This is a genomic window from Paucibacter sp. XJ19-41 (assembly GCF_028462495.1).
GTDB lineage: Bacteria > Pseudomonadota > Gammaproteobacteria > Burkholderiales > Burkholderiaceae_C > Roseateles_E.
On record NZ_JAQOWX010000019.1, the window covers coordinates 1 to 24,348 of the forward strand.

A 24,348-nucleotide genomic window follows, 5' to 3' on the forward strand; every position below is an offset into this window, starting at 1 on the left:
GCTGAGTACCCCGCGCATCTCAGCCTCTCCGGGCTGTGGACTTACACCACGCGCCGGGACATCACCATCCATCCCGCCCCGCACACCACTATTGAAGGCACGATAGTAGGAAATGATGGCAGCTTTGCAAAAAGCTTGTCGCATGCGGTTTTGCCGCCCCATTTCGCCTGGCGCGAGGTGCGGCGCAGTCGGATCGATTTCGATGTGAAAGTCGCAGTATTCGATCGCGGTCTCCAAGTCCTGACCCGCGCCCCAAAGGTCCGCAAGCCGTTGGCTACCCGAAACGCAGAACTCATACTCCATTCCTATCTCCCCGCAAGCAAGCACCAGCCTGCCGCAGGCATCCTACTTGCTGTCAAAAGCATTGCCACATCGGCAAGCAGCCGACATTGATGAGACGATACGCCCATGATCGTCACGAAATGCGCTGGTTAAGTGCATGCGAGAGTGGGGGGGGGTAACTTTGGATATCAGCGATGAATCAGTGTCAATGCGGATGCGGGGAAGGCTCGGCGAGAGAATTCTTGCCCGGACATGACCAGAAACTTCGAACTGCACTGGAGAGGCGAGTCGGAGGAGTTCTGCGGCTCCGAGCCTTGGTCGAGGCCGGCGAGGCATACATCGCAAGTGGTGACGAAGCAGCATTTGCGAGAGCCACGCGAGCAGTATTCCAAAGGCCGGATGGTGTTTGAGACGACTGCAGTACTTCGCTAGATCGAGCGAGCCAACGGTCCTCCTACCTGCATGGCGTATGGCCATGCGAGACATTGATGCTGCACTCGCCGGAATTCAACAGCAAGGAACCCGCATGAACACTAGGTTTCTGAGCGTGGTCTGAAGAGTGAGGCTCTTCAATACTCCCCTCATTGCCACGTTACGCCCCACCTCTCCGGCGCTCAGCTGGCCTGCTTGAAGGCCATCACGGCCTGGTTGCGCAGCGTGCGCAGCAGGGACAGCTCCTTCTCGCCGAGATTGATGCCGCCGGGCCGGGCCTTGTCGGCATAGATCATCGCGAACGGCGCGCCCTTGACCGCCATCGGCAGGATCAGGAAGCTGGCCGCCTTCGGTGCGCCGAGGAACCAGGGCGGCAGGCGCTCGGCGATCTTGGGCACCGAGGCGTCGGCGATCAGTGTGTCGACGCCCTTCTGGCAGACCGCCGAGAACAGATCGGCCGTGACCCCGGGCGTGCTGCGCAGCGGCACGCGGAACAGCGGCGCCACCGCCTCGACCCCCTCGCCCAGGCCGAAGCGGCCGGTCAGGGTTTCGGTCTTCGGGTCACGCAGGCAGAACACCACGCGCCGGAAACCGAGGCTGCGGTAGATGGTCTCCAGAATCATGCGCAGCACTTCGTTGAGCTTGAAGTTCTCGACCATCGCATTGGTGATGTCCTGGATGCCGGCGGCCAGGGTCTCGCTGGCCTGCTCGCGCGAGACCTCGGCGTCGCTGCGCTGCAGGGTCGGCTCGGCCAGCAAGGTGGCCTGCAGCTCGTGCGGCGACAGGCTGTCATCGACGGTAGGGGTCAGCGGCGCCAGCAGACGCTGGGCCGGCGAGTTCTTGGCCAGGCTGATGCCCATGGCCTGGGCCAGCTGGGCCAGGCGCTGGCGGGCCTGATCGGCGGCCGCATCGAAGGCCTCGACCGGCACGCCCAAGGCGCGCGAGTAGCGCTGCGCCATCGCCTTGAGCTTGGCATGGGTCTCGGCCGGCTCGGTCTGCAGGATCGCGTCGGACATCTCGTTGGCCGCCCGCGCCAGCCAGCGCTGGCGCTCGGCCGGGTTGTCCTGCAGCCGCGTCGGCACATCGCCGTCGGGGCGGCGCATGCTGCGCTGCAGGCTGTCCGGCAGCCCCCATTGCTTGGCCACGCCCAGGCCCAGCTGCTCATAGCTCAGGCCCAGCACCTGGGCCGAGGCCAGCGCCTCGCTGACCGGCGCGGCGGGCCCGGCCGTGTCGCCACCGGCGCGGCGCTCGGGCCGCGTGATGCGGCGCACCTGCTGGGCCTCCTCGGGAAAGTAGAACTCGGTCAGCAAACGGCCCAGATTCTGGAACATCGCGGCGAGAAAGCTCTCCTCGTTCTCGCGCTGCACCAAGCACAGCTCGCGGGCCAGCGAGCCGGCCATCAGCGAGCGCAGGAACTCCTCGCGCAAGAGCTGGGCATGGGCCTTGTTCTCCATGCGCTCGAGCAGGATCAGCGACAGCGCCAGATTGCGGATGCCGGCAAAGCCGATCAGCGCGGCGGCACGCGAGACCGTCGAGATGCTGCCGCCGCCGGCATGGCTGAACTGGGCGGTATTGACCAGGCGCAGCAGCTTGTGGGTCAGCGCCACGTCCTTCAGGATCTCATTGGAGAGGCTGGTGATGCTCTCGTTCTCGGACAGGGTCAGGCGCTGGATGCGACCGACCGAATCGGACATGGCCGGGAAATCGGTCTTGTGGCGCATGCGACGCAGCAGGAACTCCAGCGCCGCCGTGTCGCCCGCTTCGCTGCTGGGCGCCACCGCCGGGTGCAGCCATTCGTTGAGCGCATCGTGAAAGGCCTTGGCCGTGGGCCAGCGCCGCGTCGCATCGCGCGCCAGGCCGCGCAGCACGATGGCGCGCAGCGCATCGTCGACCTCGGCATTGAGCCCCGGCGGCAGGGCCAGGTCTTGCTCGATGACGCGGCGCACCGCGCGCCAGGGATCAGGGTCGGCGTTCAGGCGCTGGCCCGACAGCAGCTCACCCAGCATCACCGCGGCCGCGAACACATCCATCTGCGGGCTCGGCGCCTCGCCGCGCGCGGCCTCGGGCGAGATATAGCCGGGTGTGCCGACGATGCCTTGCGGCTTGCCGGCGTCCGTCAGGCGGGCGGCGATGCCGAAGTCCATCACCCGCGCCCGGCCCTTGGCGTCGAGCAGGATGTTGGAGGGCTTCAGATCGCGGTGCACGACGCCGGCGGCATGGGCGGCCTGCAGGCCGTCGAGCACGCCCAGCATCAGCTCGACCGCGTCACGGGGGCGCAGCGCCGGGCCGCTGCGCAGGCGCTCGCTGAGCGTCGGGCCGGCCACATACTCGAACACCAGATAGGCCTGGCCGCCCTGCATATCGGCCTCGAACACCGGCACGATATTCGGATGCGTCAGGCGGCTGACGGCGCGGGCCTCGTGCAGCCAGGCCTCGACATTGGCCGGCGTGGCGCCGGCCAGCAAGACCTTCAGCGCCACCTCGCGGTCCAGCCGCGGGTCATGCGCCAGCCAGACCGTCGCCTGCGCGCCCTGCCCGAGCCGGCGCAAAGGGCGAAAGCGCCCCAGCGCAGGCGGCATCTGCGGTGCGGTGGGTGTGGAGGGAAGCATGGGGACCTTGTTCTAGGAATCGTGGCGAGCGGGCGAATCAGCCGCTTGGCGCGATGGGCGGCTGGGCGACCGGGTCGTCGCTTTCGGTCTTGCCTCGCAGGCGCGAGCGCAGCGGCGAGGCCTGGGGCTGCGCTGCGGCCGGCACGGCGTGGTCGGGATGATCGGGATGATCGGGGTGGGCTGTTGCGGGGGTCGCGGCTGCGGCCGGATTCAGCGCCTCGTAGACCTCGCGCAGGCCCAGGCCAAGCGCCCGCGCATAGCGCCGGGTGGCCGTCTCGACGCCGGCCTGGCGCTTTTCTTCGGGCAGGGCCAGCGCATCGACGATTTCATTGGCCAGGCTGCAGGTCAGGCGCAGCAATTCGGCATCGCTGCCGCCACCACGCACCGGCGCCTCCATGGCCTGGCGCCGCATCATGTGCAGCAGCTCGTCGCCCAGGCTCCAGTAGCGCGCCACCGCCGTGCCCAGCGCTTCGAGATCGCAGCCCAGCACCGCATAGGCGGCGGACTGCTCGCTCATGCCGACCGGCTTGGGGTTGTCGGCGGTCGGCTCGGACGGGCGCATCAGCTGGCGGATCTGCTGGGCGTCGTCGGGAAAGTGGTACTGCAGCAGCAGACGGCCGAGGTTCTGCATCACGGTGATCAGATAGACCACCTCGGCGTCGTAGCCGGCCGGGCGCAGCGCCTGCGCTACCTGGCCGGCGCGCTGCACCCGAACCATCAGACTGCGCAAGGTCGCGGCATTGGCTTCGGACAGCGGGCCGGGCCAGGGTTTGAGCGCGCGGGCCGCCTGCTGCACGCCGTTCAGGCCCAGCATCGCGATGGCACGCTGCATATTCAGGATGGCGCCGCCGCCGGCCGCTATGCCTTGCTGCTTCAGCGCGTTGTTGACACGGCGCAGCATCTCCAGGCTCAGCGCCATGTCCTGCAGCACCAGGCCGGAGAGCTCGCTGGCGTGCTGGCCTTCCATGCTGGACGATTGGGCGATGCGCTGCAAGCGCAGCGATGCGATAGGCAGGTGGCCAACGCGCTGCAGCTTGTCCATCAGCTGAGCGATTGCGCCGCCCTGGTCATTGGCCGCGCTGCGCCAGCCTTCCAACGCGCGCCAGAAGCTGCGCGCCAGATGGTAGCGGTGGCCGGCCTGGCGGTCGGTGGCGCGGTTGACGATGGCGCGCAGCGGTTCGGCAATCGGGTGCGGCGTCTCCCAGCCCAGGCGCAGCAACTCATGGCCTTGCGGCTGCATGCGCTGCATCACCAGCAGCAGATCGCTCTCGTCGAGCACCGGCCGGGCGGTCAGCATGCGGTGCATCAGCAGGCCAACGCACAGCACATCGTCCTGGGCCGCCTCGCGCACCGCGCGCCGCGTCACGGTATTGAAGTCCACAGTGGCCGGAAACACCTCCTGCGCCACCTCCAGGCCCAGCACCCGCACGTGGCCTAGGCTGTCGATCAGCATCGTCGAGGCCTGCACATCGCGGTGCGCATGGCCGGCCTCATGGGCGAAGGCCAGCCCTTCGAGGTACTGGCAGGTCCAGGCCGCCACATCCAGCGGCAGGGGCGCGTTCTGGCGTGCCAGCCGCTCATTCAGGGTCTCGCCCAGCGCGCGGTCATAGGCGATGAAAGGCCAGTGCTCGACCTGGCCGACCTCGACCACATGGGCCAGGTTCGGATGCTGGATGCGGGCGCCGGCATTGGCGGTCTTCAGCCAGTGGGCCAGTGCCTCGGGGCTGTTGGGCGCCAGCCGCGGCATGCAGATCAGCATCTCCTGCTGGCTGCGGGTGTCCAGCACCAACCACAGCATGCTGCGCGTGCTCTTGTTCAGCAGCGCGCGGAGTTCAAAACGACCAAAGCGCCGCACAGCGGCGGCGGTCTTGGCGCCAGCACCGGCGTCTGGCGGGCTGGCAGTCGGTTCAGCATTCGGCACGATGCGTGCGGACCTTGGAGTTTGATGAAACAAAGTGTGATTTGACCCAGATTGTGCGCCTGGCGATGCGGCAATAAAGCCTCGATTCACGGGGCATTCGGCGCGGGCACGACAACTCAGGTGCTCAGCTGGGCCCAGACCTTGTCAAGCCGCTTGACGCTGACCGGCTGCGGCGTGCGCAACTCCTGCGCAAACAGGCTGACGCGCAACTCCTCCAGCTGCCAGCGGAAATCCACCAGCCGGGCATCCGTCGTGCCCTTGAGCTCGGCCAGGCGGCGCAGGAAACGCTGCTCCAGCGGCTTCAGCTCGGCCAGCAGCTTGGCGTCGCGCGCCGTGTCGGCGCGCAGCTTGTCCAGCCGGGCGGTGATGGCCTTCAGATAGCGCGGCAGGTGCTGCAGCTGGGCCCAGGGCGTGGCGGTGACGAAGTGCTTGGGGCACAGGCGCTGCAGCTGGGCCGTGATGTCCTCGCCCACCTCCTTGGGCGCACGCGCGTCCTTGAGCTTGCGGCTCGCGGCCGCCAGCTCGATCAGCACCACCCCGGTCTGACGCGCCACCTCCTGCGCGATCAGGTTGAGCCGCGCGCGGCCCTCCTCGATGCGGGCCTTGAAGGCGAACTCGTCGGCCGGCAGCGGATCGGCCAGGAAGGCGCGGTCCAGCGCGACGCCGATAATCTGGTCTCGCAGCTCCTCGGCCGTGCCCAGGCTCATGAACAGCACCGACATCTTCTGCAGATCCGGGATGTTCTTCTCCAGATACTTCAGCGGCTCCTTCAGCTGCAGCGCCACCAGGCGGCGCAGGCCCAGGCGGTGCTTGGCGGCGGCGACATCGGGCTCGTCGAACACCTCGATCTCGACATGGCTGACCCGGTCGATCAGGGCCGGGAAGCCGATCAGGGTCTGGGCGCCGCGCTTGACCTCCATCAACTCGGGCAGTTCGCCAAAGGTCCAGCCGGTATAGCTCTTGCTCGCCTCGCGCACCGGCGCCGGCTTGACGATCTCGGCCCGCAGCCCCCCGGAAGCGACCGGCGTCGGCTCGGCGGCCGGCGAAGCATGCGCCGCAGGCAGCTTCAGCGCCGCCAGGGCCTGGAAGGCGCTGCGCGCCTGGCCGCCCAGCTCAGCTTTCAGCGCCGCCAGATTGCGGCCCTGGCCCAGCTGGCGGCCGTGCTCGTCGACAATGCGGAAGTTCATGAACAGGTGGGCTTGCAGCTGTTCGAGCTTGAAGTCGTTGCGCTGCACCGCGATCTGGCTGCGCTCCTTGACGGCCTTCAGCAGCACCTCGACCAGGCTGCCCTGGGCGAAGGGGTTGAGCTCGATGAACTCGGCGACGAAGTCCGGCAGCGGCACCAGGCGCGAGCGCGGCCGCTGGTGCAGGCTCTTCAGCAAGGCCGTGACCTTGGCGCCCAGCATGCCGGGCACCAGCCATTCGCAGCGTTCCTCGTTGACCTGGTTCAGCGCATAGATGGGCACGGTGACGGTGAGGCCGTCGCGCGCATCGCCGGGTTCGTGCAGATAGGTGGCGGCGCAGTCGACCCCGCCCAGGCGGATGGTCTTCGGAAAAGCGCTTCCCGTGATGCCTGCCGCCTCGTGGCGCATCAGCTCCTCACGGCTGAGCTGCAGGAGTTTCGGATTGGCCTTGGACTCGTGGCGGTACCAGCGCTCCAGCGTGGCGCCCGAGCACACCTCGGCCGGCAGCTGGGCGTCGTAGAAGGCGTAGATCAGCTCGTCGTCGACCAGCACGTCCTGGCGCCGCGATTTGTGCTCCAGCTCCTCGACCTTGGCGATCTGCTTCTGGTTGTGGGCCAGGAAGGGCAGACGGGTCTCCCATTCGCCGTTGACCAGGGCCTCGCGGATGAAGATCTCCCTCGCGGCGGCCGCATCGACCTTGCCGAAGTTCACGCGCCGGTTGCTGTAGATGACGATGCCGTACAGCGTCGCGCGCTCCAGCGCGATCACCTCGGCCGCCTTCTTCTCCCAGTGCGGTTCCATCAACTGGGTCTTGATCAGTGGCCCGGCGATGGCCGGCAGCCACGGCGGCTCGATCGCGGCGATGCCGCGGCCGAACAGCCGGGTCGTGTCCACCAGCTCGGCCGCGACAATCCAGCGGCCCGGCTTCTTGCTCAGATGCGCACCGGGGTGGCGCCAGAACTTGATGCCGCGCGCGCCCAGATACCACTCATCCTCGTCGCTCTTCAGGCCGATATTTCCCAAGAGGCCGGCCAGCATCGACAGATGCACCTGCTCATAGGTGGCCGGGCTGCCGTTCATGCGCCAGCCATGCTCGGCGACCACGGTGTGCAGCTGCGAATAGATGTCGCGCCATTCGCGCACCCGGCGCGGGCTGACGAAGTTCTCACGCAGCAGCGCTTCGTAGCGGCGGTGGCTGAGCTTGTGTTCCCCGGAGCCGCCCTTGCTCTCTTCCAGCCATTTCCACAGCTTCAAGTAGCCCAGGAACTCTGACTTCTCGTCATCGAACTTTTTGTGCTTCTCATCGGCCGCCTGCTGCGCCTCCATCGGCCGGTCGCGCACGTCCTGGCCGCTGAGCGCGCTGGCGATGATCAAGACCTCGCTGAGCGCCTCGCGGTTCCTGGCCTCCAGAATCATCCGGCCGACCCGCGGGTCCAGCGGCAGCTTGGCCAGCTCCCAACCCATAGGCGTCAGCTCGTTCAAATCATCGACCGCACCCAGCTCGCCCAGCAGCTGGTAGCCATCGGCCACGGCCTTGCGCGGCGGCGGCTCGATGAATGGGAACTCGTCGACCTGGCCCAGATGCAAGGCCTTCATGCGCAGGATCACGCCGGCCAGCGAGCTGCGCAGGATCTCCGGATCGGTGAACCTGGGCCGGGCGAGAAAGTCCTTCTCGTCGTAGAGGCGGATGCAGATGCCGTTGGAGACGCGGCCGCAGCGGCCGGCACGCTGGTTGGCGCTGGACTGGCTGATCGGCTCGATCTGCAGCTGCTCGACCTTGTTGCGGTAGCCGTAGCGCTTGACCCGGGAGAGGCCCGGATCGATCACATAGCGGATACCGGGCACCGTCAGCGAGGTCTCGGCCACATTGGTCGCCAGCACGATGCGGCGCTGGCCGTGCGGCTCGAAGACCTTGTCCTGCTCCTGCTGCGACAGCCGCGCGAACAGCGGCAGCACCTCGACACCAGGCGGGTGATGCTTGCGCAGCGCCTCGGCCGCCTCGCGGATTTCGCGCTCGCCGGGCAGGAAGACCAGGACATCGCCCCCGCCCTCGCGCCAGAGTTCATCGACGGCGTCGACGATGGCGTTGTTGACGTCGTACTCGCGCGATTCCTCGAAGGGCCGGTAGCGCTGCTCGACCGGGACCAGCCGGCCCGAGACCATCAGCACCGGCGCCGGCCCCTTGGCAGACTCGAAATGCTTGGCGAAGCGGTCGGCATCGATGGTTGCCGATGTGACGATGACCTTCAGGTCCGGCCGGCGCGGCAGCACCTCGCGCAGATAGCCGAGCAGGAAATCGATGTTCAGCGAGCGCTCGTGGGCCTCGTCGATGATGATGGTGTCGTAGGCCTTCAGCAGCGGATCGGTCTGCGTCTCGGCCAGCAGGATGCCGTCGGTCATCAGCTTGACGCTGGCGCCCGGCTGCAGCCGGTCCTGGAAGCGCACCTTGTAGCCGACGATCTCGCCCAGCGGGGTCTTCAGCTCCTCGGCGATGCGCTTGGCCACGCTGGACGCAGCGATGCGCCGCGGCTGCGTGTGGCCGATCAGCTTGCCGGTATTGGCCCGGCCACGGCCCAGCGCCAGCGCGATCTTGGGCAGCTGGGTGGTCTTGCCCGAGCCTGTCTCGCCACAAACGATGATGACCTGGTGCTCGGCAAGCGCGCGCGCGATGTCCTCGCGCCGGCTCGAGACCGGCAGCGATTCGGGGAAGCTGATGGGCGGCAGCGGGTTGGCCACGATGGGCTGAGCGGCTGCGCGAGGGGGACGGGGAGGCTTGGCGTTCACGAGGCGCGGATTATCGTTGAGTGCTGCGGCACAATCGCGGCTGCGTTCCCACCCCTGCCCCGCCGCCTCAATGAGTCTTGTCTTTCCCCACACCTTCGTGCCCTGGTTCCGCTCGGTCGCGCCCTATATTCATGCCTACCGCGGCGAGACCTTTGTGGTCGGGATGCCGGGCGAGCTGGTGGCGGCGGGCAAGCTGAACGCCTTTGTGCAGGACCTGTCCATCCTGCATGCGATGGGCATCAAGATCGTGCTGGTGCACGGCTTCCGGCCCCAGGTCAACGAGCAGCTGGCCGCCAAGGGCCAGACGCCGAAGTTCCACCAGGGCGTGCGCGTCACCGACGCGGTGGCGCTGGACTGCGCCCAGGAAGCGGCCGGCCAGCTGCGCTTCGAGATCGAGGCCGCGTTCTCGCAAGGTCTGCCGAACACGCCGATGGCCAATGCGACGGTGCGGGTGGTGTCGGGCAATTTCCTGACCGCGCGGCCGGTGGGCATCGTCGATGGCGTCGATTTCCAGCACAGCGGCCTGGTGCGCAAGGTCGATGCGGCGGCGATCCAGCGCGCCATCGACAGCGGCGCCATCGTGCTGCTGTCGCCCTTCGGTTTCTCGCCGACCGGCGAAGCCTTCAATCTGACGATGGAGGAGGTGGCGACCAGCGCCGCGATCGCGCTGCAGGCCGACAAGCTGCTGTTCATGACCGAGGTGGCCGGCGTGCGCGAGAACCCGGACGACCCGGACAGCGCCATCGACACCGAGCTGGCCCTGGCCGACGCCAAGCGCATGCTGGCCAGCCTGCCGCGCCCGACCCAGCCCACCGATGTGGCCTTCTATCTGCAGCATTGCGTCAAGGCCTGCCAGGCCGGCGTCGAGCGCAGCCACATCCTGCCGTTGGCGGTGGACGGCGCGCTCTTGCAGGAGGTCTACACCCATGACGGCATCGGCACCATGGTGGTGGACGAGAAGCTGGAAAGCCTGCGCGAGGCCAGCCCGGACGATGTCGGCGGCATCGTCGCGCTGATCGAACCCTTCGAGCGCGACGGCACCCTGGTCAAGCGCGACCGCAACGAGATCGAGCGCGATATCGAGGCCTACACGGTGATCGAGCATGACGGCGTGATCTTCGGCTGCGCCGCGCTCTACCCCTATGTCGAGGCACGCACCGCCGAGATGGCGGCGCTGACGGTCTCCAGCGAGGTGCAGGGCCAGGGCGACGGCGACCGCATCCTCAAGCGCATCGAGCAGCGCGCCAAGGCGCAAGGCCTGAGCAGCATCTTCGTGCTGACCACACGCACGATGCACTGGTTCATCAAGCGCGGCTTTTCGCCCGTCGAACCCGAGTGGCTGCCCGAAGAGCGCAAACGCAAATACAACTGGGACCGGCGCTCGCAAGTGCTGGTCAAGAAGCTGGCCTGAATCCGGGCCTCCCCTCCACACTCAAGCAAACAGAGGTTGTTATGGCACGCATGGTGCAATGTGTTTATCTGAAGAAAGAAGGCGAAGGCCTGGATTTCGCGCCCTACCCCGGCGAACTGGGCAAGCGCATCTATCAAAACGTCTGCAAGGAGGCCTGGGCGGCGTGGATGAAGCATCAGACGATGCTGGTCAACGAGAACCGCCTGAACCTGGCCGATCTGCGCGCCCGCCAATACCTGGCCCGGCAGATGGAGCAATTCTTCTTCGGCGCCGGCGCCGAAGCGGTGGCGGGCTATGTGCCGCCGACGACCTGAGATTGAGCTCAAACAAGAATTATTCTTGTTCACGGGGTAAACTCCGGGCCACCTTACTTGGCTTGGAGACCCCATGCGAATTTCCCGTCTCGTCAAATCCGCCCTCGCCGCCGGCCTGCTGACTGGCCTGGCCACGGCCGCGCTGGCTCAGGAGCAGGTGCTGAATCTGTATTCGGCCCGTCACTACCAGACCGACGAAGCGCTGTACGCGAATTTCACGAAAGCCACCGGCATCCGCATCAACCGCGTCGACACCGATGATGCCGGTCTGATCGCCCGCCTGAAAAGCGAGGGCAGCTCCAGCCCCGCCGACGTGATCCTGCTGGTCGACGCCGCACGCCTGTGGCTGGCCGAAACCGACGGCCTGTTCGCACCGGTCAAGTCGGCCGTGCTGGAGCAGCGCATTCCCGCCCATCTGCGCGCCAAGGACAGCGGCCAGGGTTCGGCCTGGTTTGGCTTGTCGACCCGCGCCCGCGTGATCGTCTACAACAAGATCAACGTCAAGAAAGAGGACGTCGATACCTACGAGGAATTGGCCGACCCGAAGAACAAGGGCAAGGTCTGCCTGCGCAGCGGCTCGCACCCCTATAACCTGTCCTTGTTCGGTGCGATGTATGAGCATATGGGAGCGGAACGCACCGAGGCCTGGCTGAAGGGCGTGGTCGACAATATGGCGCGCGCCCCCAAGGGTGGCGATACCGACCAGATCAAGGCAGCCGCCAGCGGCGAATGCCAGATCGCCGTGACCAACAGCTATTACCTGGCCCGCATGATGCGTTCGAGCAAGCCGGAAGACCGCGCGGTGGTCGAGCGCCTGGGCGTGGTTTTTCCCAATCAGCAGAGCTGGGGCACCCATATGAATATCGCCGGCGGTGCGATGGCCAAGCATGCGAAGAATCGCGACAACGCGGTCAAGTTCCTCGAGTACCTGAGTTCGCCGGAAGCGCAAATCTATTTCGCCAACGGCAATAACGAATGGCCGGTGGTGGTCGGTGTGCGCCCGGCCAATCCGGCACTCGAGGCGATGGGTGAATTCAAGAGCGAAACCATCCCGGTTTCCTCGGTGGGCGCGAATCTGCCCAAGGTGCAGCAGCTGCTGGACAAGATCGGCTTCAAGTAAAGCGCGCCGGGGTCGCCGCCCGCACGGGTTTGTGGCGGCCCCGCGTCAATATGTCGGCACCACGACAACAGCCCATTTCAACGAATATTGCGAGCGGCGCTGCATCTGCGCATAATAGGTCGCTAGAGAGTTTTGCGGGCCCATGCCTATAATCGGCGCGTCCCCCATGCTTGAACTTGAAACCTAGCGAGGATTTGCAAAGATGGCATCACTCAAAGACCTGTTGGCTCAACGGGCCGCACTCGACGAACAAATCGCCCAAACCAAGGATCGCGAACGCGCCGATGCCGTTGCCAAGGTCAAGAGTTTGATGTCTGAATATGGCCTGACGGTTGCCGATCTGAGCGTGCGAGTACCGAAGGCGGGCAAGACCTCCAAGGTGGCGGTCAAATATCGCAACCAGGCCACCGGGGAAACCTGGAGCGGCCGTGGTCTGCAGCCCAAGTGGCTGAAGGCGGCGATCGGCGGCGGCGCCAAGCTGGAAGATTTCAACGTCTGAGCCCCAGCGGCACGGCCGAGAATCTCGGCCCGCAATACCCAAGGCTGCCTTCCGGCAGCCTTTTTTGTTTTGAGGCGGGGTTTTCGAGCCATCTATTTGCGGGGGCAAACTCAAGGCCGCCGGGTCGCCGCACTGCTAGCATCTCGCGGCCCTTGCCCGGGGGTTTGCACCCGCGGCCAGAATCACTACCTCCCCGCAGGCGCCCATGCCCCAGTCGCCTCCCATTGCTGTTGCCGAAGCTTCGCCCCGCTGGTGGCAGGGCCGCGTGCCATGCGCGGCCGGTGCGGCACTGAGCATCGTGTTGCTGCTCAGCCTGCCGATGCCGTCGCGGGCCAGCGATTGGCTGCTGGGGTTGGGCCTCGCGGCCTTGGCGGTCTGTTTGTTGCTCGGCACCCTGACCGGCCTGCGGCGACGCGAAACTCGGCGCTGGCGGGCGGCGCTGGCGGCGATAGCGGTCGAACGTGCCGAGTGGCAACGCAGCGCGGAGGAGCGCCAGCGCATGAGCGTCAGCCTGTTCCAGCATCTGCACGAGGGCCTGCTGGTCACCGATGCCGAGCATCGGGTGCTGGATGCCAACCCCAGCTACTGCCGGCTGATGGACCTGTCGCGCGAGGCCCTGTGCGGCCAGATCGCCGCGCCGCTGACGTTCGAGAGCCTGCGCCGCAGCGGCCACGACCCGCAGGCCTTGCGCCAGGCGCTGCTCGGCGATGGCCACTGGCAAGGCCTGTTGCAATGCCGACGCGGCAATGGCGAGAGCTGCCACCTGCAGATCACGGTGTCGACGATTCCGGAACCGGCCGGCCCGGTGCGCTTTCATGTCGTCACGGTGTCCGACCAGACCGAGCAGCTTCGCCAGCAAGAGCTGCTGGCGCGCCAGGCCCGGTTCGACGGGCTGACCGGCCTGCCGAATCAGAACGAGTTCAAGCAGCGCATCGAGCTGGCGCTGCAGAGCAGCCGCCGCGAGGGCTTTCTGCTGTGTCTGTGCTGCCTGGATCTGGACCAGTTCAAAAACTTCAACGAGCGGCTGGGCGCGGACGGTGGGGACCAGCTGCTGAGACAGGTCGCGGCGCGGCTGCAGGCCGCCTTGCGCAGCGGCCGCGAATGGTCGGACGAGGTCGCCCGCCTGGGCGGCGATGAATTCGGCCTGCTGCTGCGCTGCCGCAGCGTGGAGGAGGCGCAGCTGGCGGTCGAGCGAGTCTTGAACGTGCTTCGCGCGCCCTACCATCTGGACGGCCACCGGCAACCCCTGGAGCTCAGCGCCAGCCTCGGCGCGACGGTCTTCCCCCAGGACCACTCGGACGGTGAAACCCTGCAGCGCCATGCCGCCCATGCGCTCTACCGCGTCAAGCGCTCGGGGCGCAATGGTTACCAGTTCTTCGATACCGAGAAACGCCTGCGCAGCGATGCCCGGGTGCTGGCCCTGGGCCGCATGCAGCAGGCACTGGACGGCAACGAGCTGCAGCTCTACTACCAACCCAAGGTCGATATGCGGGCCGGCACGGTGCTGGGCGTCGAGGCCTTGCTGCGCTGGCAGCATCCGGAGCGCGGCCTGCTCGGGCCGGCTCATTTCCTGCCGGTGGTCGAGCAGACCGGCCTGGCGGTCCAGGTCGGCGACTGGGTGATCGAGCAGGCGCTGAAGCAATCCAGCCAGTGGCTGGCCGGCGGCCTGAATCTGCGCGTCAGCGTCAACGTCGCGGCCCGCCATCTGCAGGCAGACGACTTCGCCCAGCGCCTGAAGGAATTGCTGGCCCGGCACCGCGAGCCGCTGGCCGAGCACCTGGTGCTGGAGGTCCTGGAGTCGACCGCACTGGCCGATATCGATGCCACTCAGGCCTTGATCCGGCGCTGCCGCGCCTTTGGCGTGCGTTTCGCGCTGGACGATTTCGGCACCGGCTATTCCAACCTGACCTATCTGAAGCACCTGCCGGTCGACACCCTGAAGATCGACCGCTCCTTCGTGCAGAACATGCTGATCGACGATCAGGACAAGGCCCTGGTCGAGGGCGTGATCGGGCTGGCGCGCACCTTCGGCTACAGCGTGGTGGCCGAAGGGGTCGAAACCGCCTCGCATGCGCGTTCGCTGCTGGCGATGGGCTGCGACCACGGCCAGGGCAATGGCATCGCGCTGCCGATGCCGGCCGAGCAGGTGGCGGACTGGGTGGCGCGCTTCGAGCAGAGCCCGGTGCTGGCCGGACGGCAGGAACCGGTGCCAGGGCTGCACTAGACTCTCGCCGGTGATACCACCCGGCTTTATTCAGGACCTGCTCTCCCGCGTCGACATCGTCGAGGTGGTGGGGCGCCATGTCGAGCTCAAGAAGGCCGGCATCAACCACAAGGGGCTGTGCCCCTTCCACGGCGAGAAGTCGCCCAGCTTCACCGTCAGCCCGACGCGCCAGACCTACCACTGCTTTGGCTGCGGCGTGCATGGCAATGCCATCGGTTTTCTGATGGAACACACCGGCGCCGGTTTTGTCGAGGCGGTGCAGGACCTGGCCCAGCAGACCGGCATGCAGGTGCCCGAGGACGAGCGCTCGCCCGAGGAGCGCGAGCGCGCTGCGGCACAGAAAGTCCGCCAGGCCACCCTGACCGAGGTGCTGGCGCGGGCCAGCGATCATTACCGCGCCCAGCTGAAGAAGAGCCCGCGCGCTGTTGCCTATCTGAAGGGCCGCGGCCTGACCGGCCAGATCGCCGCCCAGTTCGCGCTGGGCTATGCGCCCGAGGGCTGGCGTGCGCTGGCCAGCGCCTTCCCCAGCTATGACGACCCGCTGCTGGCCGAGTCCGGCATGGTGATCACATCCGGAGAAGAAGGCGGCGAGCAGAAGCGCTACGACCGTTTCCGCGACCGCGTGATGTTCCCGATCCGCAATGTGCAGGGCGAGACCATAGGCTTCGGCGGCCGCATCCTCGACAAGGGCGAGCCCAAGTACCTGAACTCGCCGGAAACCCCGGTCTTCAGCAAGGGCCGCGAGCTCTACGGCCTGTTCGAGGCCCGCACCGGACTGCGCCAGCGCGGCTATGCGCTGGTGGTCGAGGGCTATATGGATGTGGTGGCGCTGGCCCAGCATGGCTTCAACAATGCGGTCGCCACGCTGGGCACGGCCTGCACGGCAGAGCATGTGCAAAAGCTTTTCCGCTTCACCGAATCGGTGGTGTTCAGCTTCGACGGCGACGCCGCCGGCCGGCGCGCCGCCGGCCGCGCGCTGGAGGCCGCCCTGCCCCACGCCACCGACACCCGCTCGGTCAAGTTCCTGTTCCTGCCCACTGAGCATGACCCCGACTCCTATGTGCGCGATCTCGGCGCCGAGGCCTTCGAGCAGTGTGTGGCCGAGGCGGTGCCGCTGTCACGCCAGCTGCTGGAGACGGCGGCCGAAGGCTGCGACCTGGGCAGCGCCGAAGGCCGTGCCCGATTGCTGGCCAATGCCAAGCCGCTGTGGAATGCCCTGCCCCAAGGCCTGTTGAAGCGTCAGCTGCTGGGTGATCTGGCGCGCCGGGCACAGCTTCCGGATCAGGAGCTGATGGGCTTGTGGCAAGCCGGTGGCGGCAGCCCAGGCCCGCGCCGCAGCGAGCGCGTCTTCGATGGCCCGCCCGACGACGCCCCCCCGCCAGACTACGAGCAGCCGGCCAGCCCAGCCAAGCCGGCTCGGCGCGAGTGGAAAAAGGACTGGAAGCCGTCGGGCAAGGGCGATTGGAAGCGCCGTGGCGAGCCGGTCGACGAAACGATGGGCACGCCGCGGCGCCAGCCGATCTCGCCGACGGATCACGCGCTGCGCATGCTGCTGCTCAGCAGCGACTGGTGGGAGCGGCTGAGCCTGGATCAGCAACAGCTGCTGCATGAGTTGCCGGGCCGCCAAGGAGAGCTGGTCAGCTGGCTGGAGCGATTCCTGGTCAACCATGNGACTGGTGGGAGCGGCTGAGCCTGGATCAGCAACAGCTGCTGCATGAGTTGCCGGGCCGCCAAGGAGAGCTGGTCAGCTGGCTGGAGCGATTCCTGGTCAACCATGGCGCGGTTCCCTGGTCGGTGCTGGAGGCGACGCTGCAGGCGGAGGATGGCCCGCTGGACCAGGCCCGGCGGCTCACCAGCAGCCTGTATGGCGAGGAAGAGCCGCAGTTCGAGGATTTGCAGCATGTGCTGCGCCAGCTCCAGATCGACGCGCTCTCCAAGCAGATACAGGCCTTGATTGCCAGCAACCCGCAGGGCGAACAGCTGCGCGAGATTGCCCGCCTGCGCCAGGAAATCGATCAGCTCAAGAAGGCCATGCTGGTCAGCTCCGGTTGAAGCCCGGCAGATGTTCCGCCGATTTAGCCTATAATTAAGGGTTTTCGCGCGCGTCAAGAGTGACGGCAGCCACTTCCGGTCCCGGCCACCCATCGAAAATGGGCACCCATCGAGGTATCAAGGCCACCTTTACCGCCAAGAGCTGCAATCTCAAACGTTCACGCCAGCTTGCACGCGCCACGGTCCGCCCCCATCTTGCTCTCAAGGCAGGATGGCCGAACCGCCTGAATGCCGCCTGGGCCACGCTTTGCTTGAATGCAATGTACGGGGCCCCAGGCGGCCGCTGCATTGCTCCGCCCAACACCGACCCGAGGATTTGCATGACTGCCAAGAAGACCGCGACCAAGGCTAGCGCCACCGAGGCTGACGACATCAAGAAGCCCGCTGCCAAGGCAGCCAAGGCCGTGAAAGCCACGGCCGCCGCTGGCGCGGACGACAAGCCCAAGCGCGGTCGCAAGCCCAAGGCCGCCACCGAGACCAAGAAGGCCGCTGCAGCCGAGGTCGAGGAGGTTGATCTGTCCGACCTCGAGGCCGATCTTGAGGGCGAGCCCGAGGCCGAAGTCGAAGAGGCCGGCGAGGACAAGCCCAAAGCCAAGCCGCTGCGCATGAAGGTCAGCCGCGCCAAGGAGCGCGCGCTGATGCGGGAGTTCGGCCTGGACGAGACCGCGCTGACCGAGGAAGAAGTCGCCAAGCGTCGCCATGAGCTGAAGACCCTGATCAAGATGGGCAAGACGCGTGGTTTCCTGACCCATCAGGAAATCAACGACCACCTGCCCGAGAAGCTGGTCAGCGAGGAAATCCTCGAGGCCATCATCTCCATGCTCAATGACATGGGCATTGCGGTCTACGAGCAGGCCCCCGACGCCGCCACGCTGCTGATCTCCGGCAACACCACCAGCACCGCCACCGAAGAAGAAGCCGAAGAAGCCGCCGAGGCGGCGCTGTCGACGGTGGACTCCGAATTCGGCCGCACGACCGACCCGGTGCGCATGTATATGCGCGAGATGGGCACGGTCGAGCTGTTGACCCGTGAAGGCGAAATCGAAATCGCCAAGCGCATCGAAGGCGGCCTGCAGGCCATGATGCTGGCGATCTCGGCCTCGCCGACCACGATCGCCCACATCCTGGAGTTCTCCACCAAGATCCGCGCCGGCGAGATGACCATCTCCGAGGTGGTGGACGGCTTCGTCGCCGCCGACGAGGCCGACGACTATGTGGCCGAGGAAGACTTCGACGAGTTCGACGAGGAAGACGATGACGACGGCAATGGCGGCTCCAAGGCCCTGACCAAGAAGCTCGAGGAGCTGAAGAACGCCGCCCTGGTCAAGCTCGACTCGCTGTCGAGCAACTTCGACAAGATGCGCAAGGCCTTCGAGAAGGACGGCTACAAGTCGGCCTCCTACAACAAGGCCCAGCTGGCCATCAGCCAGGAGCTGATGACCATCCGCTTCACGGTCAAGACCATCGAGAAGCTGTGCGATCTGCTGCGCTCGCAGGTCGATGATGTGCGCCGCTACGAGCGCGAACTGCGCAAGATCGTGGTGGACAAGTGCGGCATGCCGCAGGAGCACTTCATCAAGACCTTCCCGCCCAATGCGCTGAACCTGCAGTGGGCCGAGAAGGAAGTGGCCGCCGGCAAGCCCTACTCCACCATCCTGGCGCGCAATCTGCCGCCGGTACAGGAGTTGCAGCAAAAGTTGATCGACATCCAGGCCCGGGCCGTCGTGCCCATCGAGGACCTGAAGGACATCAACAAGAAGATGAACGAGGGCGAGAAGGCCTCGCGCGACGCCAAGAAGGAAATGATCGAGGCCAATCTGCGCCTGGTGATCTCGATCGCGAAGAAGTACACCAACCGCGGCCTGCAGTTCCTGGACCTGATCCAGGAAGGCAATATCGGCCTGATGAAGGCGGTGGACAAGTTCGAATACCGCCGCGGCTACAAGTTCTCGACCTACGCGACCTGGTGGATCCGCCAGGCCATCACCCGCTCGATCGCCGACCAGGCCCGCACGATCCGCATCCCGGTGCACATGATCGAGACGATCAACAAGATGAACCGCATCTCGCGCCAGCATCTGCAGGAATTCGGCTTCGAGCCGGATGCGCCGACCCTGGCCGAGAAGATGGAGATCCCCGAGGACAAGATCCGCAAGATCATGAAGATCGCCAAGGAGCCGATCTCGATGGAAACCCCCATCGGCGACGACGACGACTCCCACCTGGGCGACTTCATCGAGGACACCAACAACACCGCACCGATCGAGGCTGCGATGCAGGCCGGTCTGCGCGATGTGGTGAAGGACATCCTCGACTCGCTGACCCCGCGCGAGGCCAAGGTGCTGCGCATGCGCTTCGGCATCGAGATGAGCACGGACCACACGCTGGAAGAAGTCGGCAAGCAGTTCGACGTCACCCGCGAGCGCATCCGGCAGATCGAGGCCAAGGCCATCCGCAAGCTCAAGCACCCGAGCCGCTCGGACAAGCTGCGCACCTACCTCGACAACCTCTGAGGCAATCCCCGCCACAGCAGCCAAGGCCGGAGTCACCCTCCGGCCTTTTTTTGCGCTCCTCGCACCGCTTGGGGATTTCTCGGCGTTTATGCGGCGATCAAGCGCAACAGGGCGCGGCTACACTGAGAATTAATTCACAGCTCCCCCGCCAGCACACATGACCCATATCCGGGAACGCACCGTTTTGTTTGCCGACTTGCGCGGCAGCACGGCGCTTTTCGAGACCCTGGGCAATGCCGAGGCGACCTCGGTGGTCACCCACACGGTCAGCCTGATCGGGCAGGCGGTCGACGAGTGCGGCGGCAATCTGATCAAGACGCTGGGAGACGGCCTGATGGCGGTCTTCGACTCGCCGCGCAATGGCGTCAAGTCGGCAATGCGCATGCACGAGCTGCTGGAGCGCGTGGTCTCGCGCGGCAAGCAGCACGGCGCGTCGCCAGGCCTGCGGGCGCTGCGCATGCAGGTGGCGCTGGCGCGCGGCGAGGTGGTGGAGATGAGCGGCGACTGCTTCGGCGATGCCGTCAATGTCGCGGCCCGGCTGCTCGACCATGCGGGCGACAACGAGACCCTGATCACCGCCGAGGTCCTGTCCGGCCTGCCCAGCGCACAGAAGCTGCGCTTTCGCAGCCTCGACCTGATCGCGGTGCGCGGCCGCGCCGAGCCGGTCCATGTCCATGTGCTGGACCAGCCGACCCAGGGCGATATGGCGGCCACCCAGTTCGGCGAGGTCATCCATGCCTCGACCGAGCCCGACGGCATCCGCCTGATCTGGCTGGACCTGGACCGCGTCTTCGACATCGACAGCATGCCCGTCATCCTCGGCCGCAGCGTGCAGGCCACCTACTGCATCACCGACGGCCGGGTCTCGCGCTCGCATGCGCGCATCGACTGGCATGGCGGCTCCTTCTCTCTCACCGACCTCAGCTACAACGGCACCTTCGTGCGCTTCGGCAGCGCCGGCGAGACCCTGAGCCTGCGCCGCGGCAGCTGCACCCTGCACGGCAGCGGCGTGATCGGCCTGGGCAGCCCGCCGGTCGACGCGCTTTCCCCCTCGGTACGTTTCGAGATCCTGCACTTCGCCGACACCGAACCCCTGGCCAGCGGCGGCCGGCGTTCGATCGGCTGACCCCCCTTCTCCATGCCCTATCGAGCCGAAGCGAGCTTCAGCCATGGCAGCGCGGCCAAGACCGCGCTGCTGTTCTGCAATCTGGGCACCCCCGATGCTCCCACCGCAGCGGCCACGCGGCGCTATCTCGCGCAGTTCCTCAGCGACCCGCGCGTGGTCGAGATCCCCAAGCTGGTCTGGCAGCTGATACTGCACGGCATCATCCTGCGGGTGCGCCCGGCCAAGTCGGCGGCCAAGTACGCCACCGTCTGGATGCCCGAGGGCTCGCCGCTGAAGGTCTGGACCGAGCGCCAGGCCAAGCTGCTGCAGGGCTATCTCGGCGAGCGCGGCCACCGCATCAGCGTTCGCTACGCGATGCGCTACGGCGCGCCGGCGATTGCCGATGTGCTCAGCGAACTGCGCAGCGAGGGCGTGAGCCGCGTGCTGGTGCTGCCAGCCTATCCGCAGTATTGCGCGGCGACCACGGCCAGCGTGATCGACGATGTGGCGCGCTGGTCGCTGCAAACCCGTCATCTGCCCGAGCTGCGCTTCATCAACCGCTACCACGACGACCCCGGCTATATCCAGGCCCTGGCCGCCAGCGTCAAAGCCCATTGGGCCGCCAACGGCCGGCCCGAGCTGCTGATGATGAGCTTTCACGGCATGCCGGCCCGCACCCTGGCCCTGGGCGACCCATACCACTGCGAATGCCTGAAGACCGGTCGTCTGCTGGCCGAGGCGCTGGGCCTGAGCCAGGAGCAGTACCTGGTCACCTTCCAGAGCCGGTTCGGCAAGGCCCGATGGCTGGAGCCTTATACCGAGCCGACCCTGAAGGCGCGTGCCGCAGCCGGACTCAAGAAGGTGGACCTGATCTGCCCGGGTTTCAGTGCCGATTGCCTGGAGACGCTGGAAGAAATCGCCCAAGAGGCAAGAGATGCCTTCCTGAGCGCCGGCGGCCACGACTTCGCCTACATCCCCTGCCTCAACGACAGCCCGGCCGGCATGTCCATGCTGGCCGACCTGGCCGAGCGGCATCTGCAGGGCTGGCCGACCCGGCAGCCGGCCGACGCCGACGTGCTAGCCCGGCAGCGTGAGGCCGCGCTGGCGGCGGGTGCCAAGGACTAGGCCCAGCAGCCCCAGCAGCAGCATGACCCAGGTCTGCGGCTCGGGCACCGGCTGCGCGCTGAAGGCAGCCCCGTCGGCCGTGCTGAAGCTGAAGTTGCTGATCACATAGGCATCGGCCTGGGCGCTGAACTGCACGCCCGCAAAGCTCTGATCGGCCAGCGCCACCATGCCGCCGGCGCCATCGCTGCGGCCGAGGAAGGTGTCGATGTCGAAGCGGCCGCTGCTCTGGAAGGCGGCGGGATTGGTCGCGCCGAGAAAGCGGAATTCGACCGCCATCGCACCCAGCGTCACCGCACCGCCGAACACCACCACATCGGTCAGGTAGCCGCCCGTGCCGTCATCCTCGACCTCGAGAATCATGCGGCTGCCGGACATCGCGCTGAAGTCGCCGTTCAGATTCAGCGTGCCCGGCGAGTTGCCGGGGCAGAAGATGCCGTGGTTGACGACATTGCCGCTGATGCTGCCGGTGCCGCACAGAAAGCCCTTGCTGCCGATCACGATGTCCTGGGCCGTCAGCGTGCTGTCGATCAGCACCATGGTGGCGGTGCCGCCGTCGGCATCGCCGGTGGCGGTCTTGTTTCGCCCTACTCCGACCCAGCCGGCCGTGACGCTGGAGCCCTCGGAGACGATCAAGGTGCCATCGCTGCCGGCGAAGCGGCCGAGATAGAGATTGCCGCCCGCATTGTCCAGCTCGCTGGCGCCGCGCATGCGCATGAAGCCGCTGCCTTCGCGGCCTATGGTCACGGCACCCAGGCCGGGCTGGGCCTCGACAACAATGCGGGAAGCGCCCGCCAGGGCCAGGCTGCCCTCGCCGCCGGGGAAGGCCCCGCTGCCGCCCAGGCTCAGACCCGCGCCGGCGCTGCCCATATTGCTCAGCGTCACCAGGCTGCCCTTGTCGACCGAGGCCACGCCGATGCCGGCGCCGGTGCCGACGGTCAGGAAGCCACCGGACAGATTGCCGGCGGTCTGCTGCCCCGACAATAGCAATTGCCCGCCATCGAGCTTCAGCACACCGACCCCGCCGCTGCGCCCCACACCCAGCCCGATCGCGCTGACCAGAGCCTGGTTGTTGATGCTCAGCTGGCCGCTGCTCTGCGGGCCGATGCCGACGCCGATGAAAGTGTCCGTGCCGCTCAGCCGGATCTCCGAGCCGGCGCCGCTGACCGTGGCGATGCCGTGGCCACCCGGCGTGTTGTCATTGAAGCCGCCGATGATCAGCGAGGTGCTGCGGCGGTCAGCCGGGGTCGAGACCGCCCCGCCCTGCAGCAGCAGCTTGCCGCCATCGCTGATATTCAGGGTGCCGCTGCCGTCGCGCCCCACCCGCATCACCGGATTCGGCGCCTCGCCCGGCCCGCCGCCGGGCAGCACCGAGATCGATTCCATCAGCAGCAGCGAGCCCGGCCCGTGGATGTTCAGCGTGCCGGCCGAATTGGCATCGCGACCCAGATTCAGGGTCAGGCCCGGCAGGCCCTGCGCGGCCAGTAGATGGATGCGGCCGCCCGCCCCCACCGTGACCTGGCCATAGCCGCCGTTGCGGCCGATGTCCAGGCCGGCAAGCGCCGCCGAGCCATTGGCGGCCGCCGAGGCCTTGCCGTCGACCAGCAGCTCGGAGCCTGCCCCCTGGACGCTCAACTGGCCCAGCGCCCCATCACGGCCGACACCGACATAGAACATGCCGCTGGCCCGGCCACCCGCCTCGATGACAAGGTTGCCGCTGCCGGAAGCGCCGCTGCGGCCGATGTTCAACACGCCCGCATCGCCGGTGAACAGGATGTTGGAGCCGGCGCCGCTGACGATCATGTCGCTGCGCCCGCCACCGGTGCTCAGCCCGACCGAGCTGAACAGGCCGTCGCGCCCCTCGACCAGCAACTGGCCGCCGTTGCGGATGGCCACCGAGGCCCAGGCGTTGCGATGCGTGCCCAGCGCGAAGAAGCCCCCGGTGTTCTCCAGGGTGCCGCCGCTGATGCGCCAGACCGAGCCGGCGCCGTCGATCAGCGCGTCGGCAAAGCTGCGCTCGCTGCCCAGCGGGCTGCTGCCGCCCGGCCCCACGCCCAGCGTGGCGCTGTCGGTCAGCAGCGATGCACCGTCCAGCACCTTGACCGTGCCACTGCTGCTGGCGCCCGGCGTGCCGAAGGTGAAGTTGTCGATCGGCGGTCGGAACACCGCCAACCCGCCGACGATGAAGCCGCGCAGAAACGAGGCCGAAGAGCCCACACCGGTGACCGTGAAACGGCCGGTGGAGCCGGCGGCATTGCCGATGAAACTGTTGCAGAAGTGGTTCACACCCAGGCAGGCGTTGGCGTTGGCACGGCCGTCCAGCACGGCACCGCCGGAGATGGTCATCGCGCCCAGGCCCCAGGCACCGACCTCGAAGCGGTTGAGCACGCTGTCGGAAAAACCGTCGCCGGTCAGCTCGATACGGCTGCCTGCTCCGTCCAAATAGGCCCAGCCGCTGCCGTCCCCGTTGCCGCCAGGACCCAGCAGCAGACTGCCGGTGCGCAGCAGGCTGCCACCGCCGACATCGAGGCGGCCGTAGGCACTGCTGCCCACATAAAGCCCGTTATTGCCCAGATCCGTGTCACCGGGGCCTATGGGCAGATTGAGCGGGCCGGTGGAGACGGTTCCGAGGGTCGTGATGTCGGCCCGAAGCGGCGCCTGCACCCCCAGGACCAGGAGGGCTGCGACCGCCAGGGGCCGCAGGGTGGAGGGAACACGGCAATGCTGCATGACCGGACCTCAGGCGCCGTGAAGCGACGCTCACGGCAGCCGAGTA

General features: G+C 67.0%; 14 protein-coding genes and 1 pseudogene. 11 read left to right on the forward strand and 4 right to left on the reverse strand.

The genetic code is table 11. From position 1 onward, the window contains the following. The coding region (locus PO768_RS07115) for a hypothetical protein (protein WP_272645503.1) at positions 1–393 on the forward strand (393 nt) is incomplete at its 5' end. Between the two features lie 503 nt (positions 394–896). On the opposite strand, the gene PO768_RS07120 is transcribed toward PO768_RS07115, so the two are convergent. The 3 genes from PO768_RS07120 to hrpA all read right to left on the reverse strand — a co-directional run bounded on the left by PO768_RS07120 (position 897) and on the right by hrpA (position 9,164). Beyond that, positions 897–3,323 carry a serine/threonine protein kinase gene (locus PO768_RS07120; RefSeq protein ID WP_272645504.1) on the reverse strand — a complete coding sequence of 809 codons (2,427 nt, stop codon included), beginning with the start codon at positions 3,321–3,323 and terminating at the stop codon, positions 897–899. A 37-nt stretch (positions 3,324–3,360) separates the two neighbouring features. Beyond that, positions 3,361–5,244, reverse strand: coding sequence for a serine/threonine protein kinase (locus tag PO768_RS07125; protein WP_272645505.1), 1,884 nt, complete (start codon positions 5,242–5,244; stop codon positions 3,361–3,363). A gap of 116 nt (positions 5,245–5,360) precedes the next feature. Beyond that, positions 5,361–9,164, reverse strand: a complete 3,804-nt coding sequence (gene hrpA, locus PO768_RS07130; protein ID WP_442953196.1) for an ATP-dependent RNA helicase HrpA — start codon at positions 9,162–9,164, stop codon at positions 5,361–5,363. Between the two features lie 118 nt (positions 9,165–9,282). Here hrpA and argA point away from each other — a divergent pair, with 118 nt between their 5' ends. The 10 genes and pseudogenes from argA (at position 9,283) to hemH (ending at position 21,575) form a co-directional block, all read left to right on the forward strand. Continuing rightward, positions 9,283–10,623 (forward strand): amino-acid N-acetyltransferase, encoded by a 1,341-nt coding sequence (argA, locus tag PO768_RS07135; RefSeq protein ID WP_266005877.1) that lies wholly within the window; start codon positions 9,283–9,285, stop codon positions 10,621–10,623. A gap of 41 nt (positions 10,624–10,664) precedes the next feature. Continuing rightward, positions 10,665–10,937, forward strand: coding sequence for an oxidative damage protection protein (locus PO768_RS07140; protein WP_137941807.1), 273 nt, complete (start codon positions 10,665–10,667; stop codon positions 10,935–10,937). Positions 10,938–11,010: 73 nt separating this feature from the next. Continuing rightward, on the forward strand, positions 11,011–12,057 hold the full coding sequence (locus PO768_RS07145) for a Fe(3+) ABC transporter substrate-binding protein (protein WP_442953197.1): 1,047 nt from the start codon (positions 11,011–11,013) through the stop codon (positions 12,055–12,057). 202 nt (positions 12,058–12,259) lie between these two features. Beyond that, the gene (locus tag PO768_RS07150; RefSeq protein WP_272645506.1) at positions 12,260–12,556 is read left to right on the forward strand and encodes an H-NS histone family protein; all 297 of its coding nucleotides are present in this window, start codon (positions 12,260–12,262) and stop codon (positions 12,554–12,556) included. Between the two features lie 205 nt (positions 12,557–12,761). Further along, positions 12,762–14,780 carry a putative bifunctional diguanylate cyclase/phosphodiesterase gene (locus PO768_RS07155; RefSeq protein ID WP_272645507.1) on the forward strand — a complete coding sequence of 673 codons (2,019 nt, stop codon included), beginning with the start codon at positions 12,762–12,764 and terminating at the stop codon, positions 14,778–14,780. 10 nt (positions 14,781–14,790) lie between these two features. Then, positions 14,791–16,449 (forward strand): annotated as a pseudogene (dnaG, locus tag PO768_RS07160) (DNA primase); the annotation flags it as partial. A gap of 50 nt (positions 16,450–16,499) precedes the next feature. Continuing rightward, positions 16,500–16,832, forward strand: a complete 333-nt coding sequence (locus PO768_RS07165; protein ID WP_272645509.1) for a hypothetical protein — start codon at positions 16,500–16,502, stop codon at positions 16,830–16,832. Between the two features lie 320 nt (positions 16,833–17,152). Continuing rightward, on the forward strand, positions 17,153–19,345 hold the full coding sequence (gene rpoD / locus PO768_RS07170) for an RNA polymerase sigma factor RpoD (RefSeq protein WP_137941803.1): 2,193 nt from the start codon (positions 17,153–17,155) through the stop codon (positions 19,343–19,345). A gap of 157 nt (positions 19,346–19,502) precedes the next feature. Further along, complete coding sequence (locus PO768_RS07175; RefSeq protein WP_137941802.1) at positions 19,503–20,471, forward strand: adenylate/guanylate cyclase domain-containing protein; 969 nt, start codon at positions 19,503–19,505, stop codon at positions 20,469–20,471. A 12-nt stretch (positions 20,472–20,483) separates the two neighbouring features. Next, positions 20,484–21,575, forward strand: a complete 1,092-nt coding sequence (gene hemH, locus PO768_RS07180) for a ferrochelatase (RefSeq protein WP_272645510.1) — start codon at positions 20,484–20,486, stop codon at positions 21,573–21,575. Here hemH and PO768_RS07185 read toward each other — a convergent pair. Then, the gene (locus PO768_RS07185; protein ID WP_272645511.1) at positions 21,528–24,302 is read right to left on the reverse strand and encodes a PEP-CTERM sorting domain-containing protein; all 2,775 of its coding nucleotides are present in this window, start codon (positions 24,300–24,302) and stop codon (positions 21,528–21,530) included. The genes hemH and PO768_RS07185 overlap by 48 nt on opposite strands. Between the last annotated feature and the right edge of the window lie 46 nt (positions 24,303–24,348).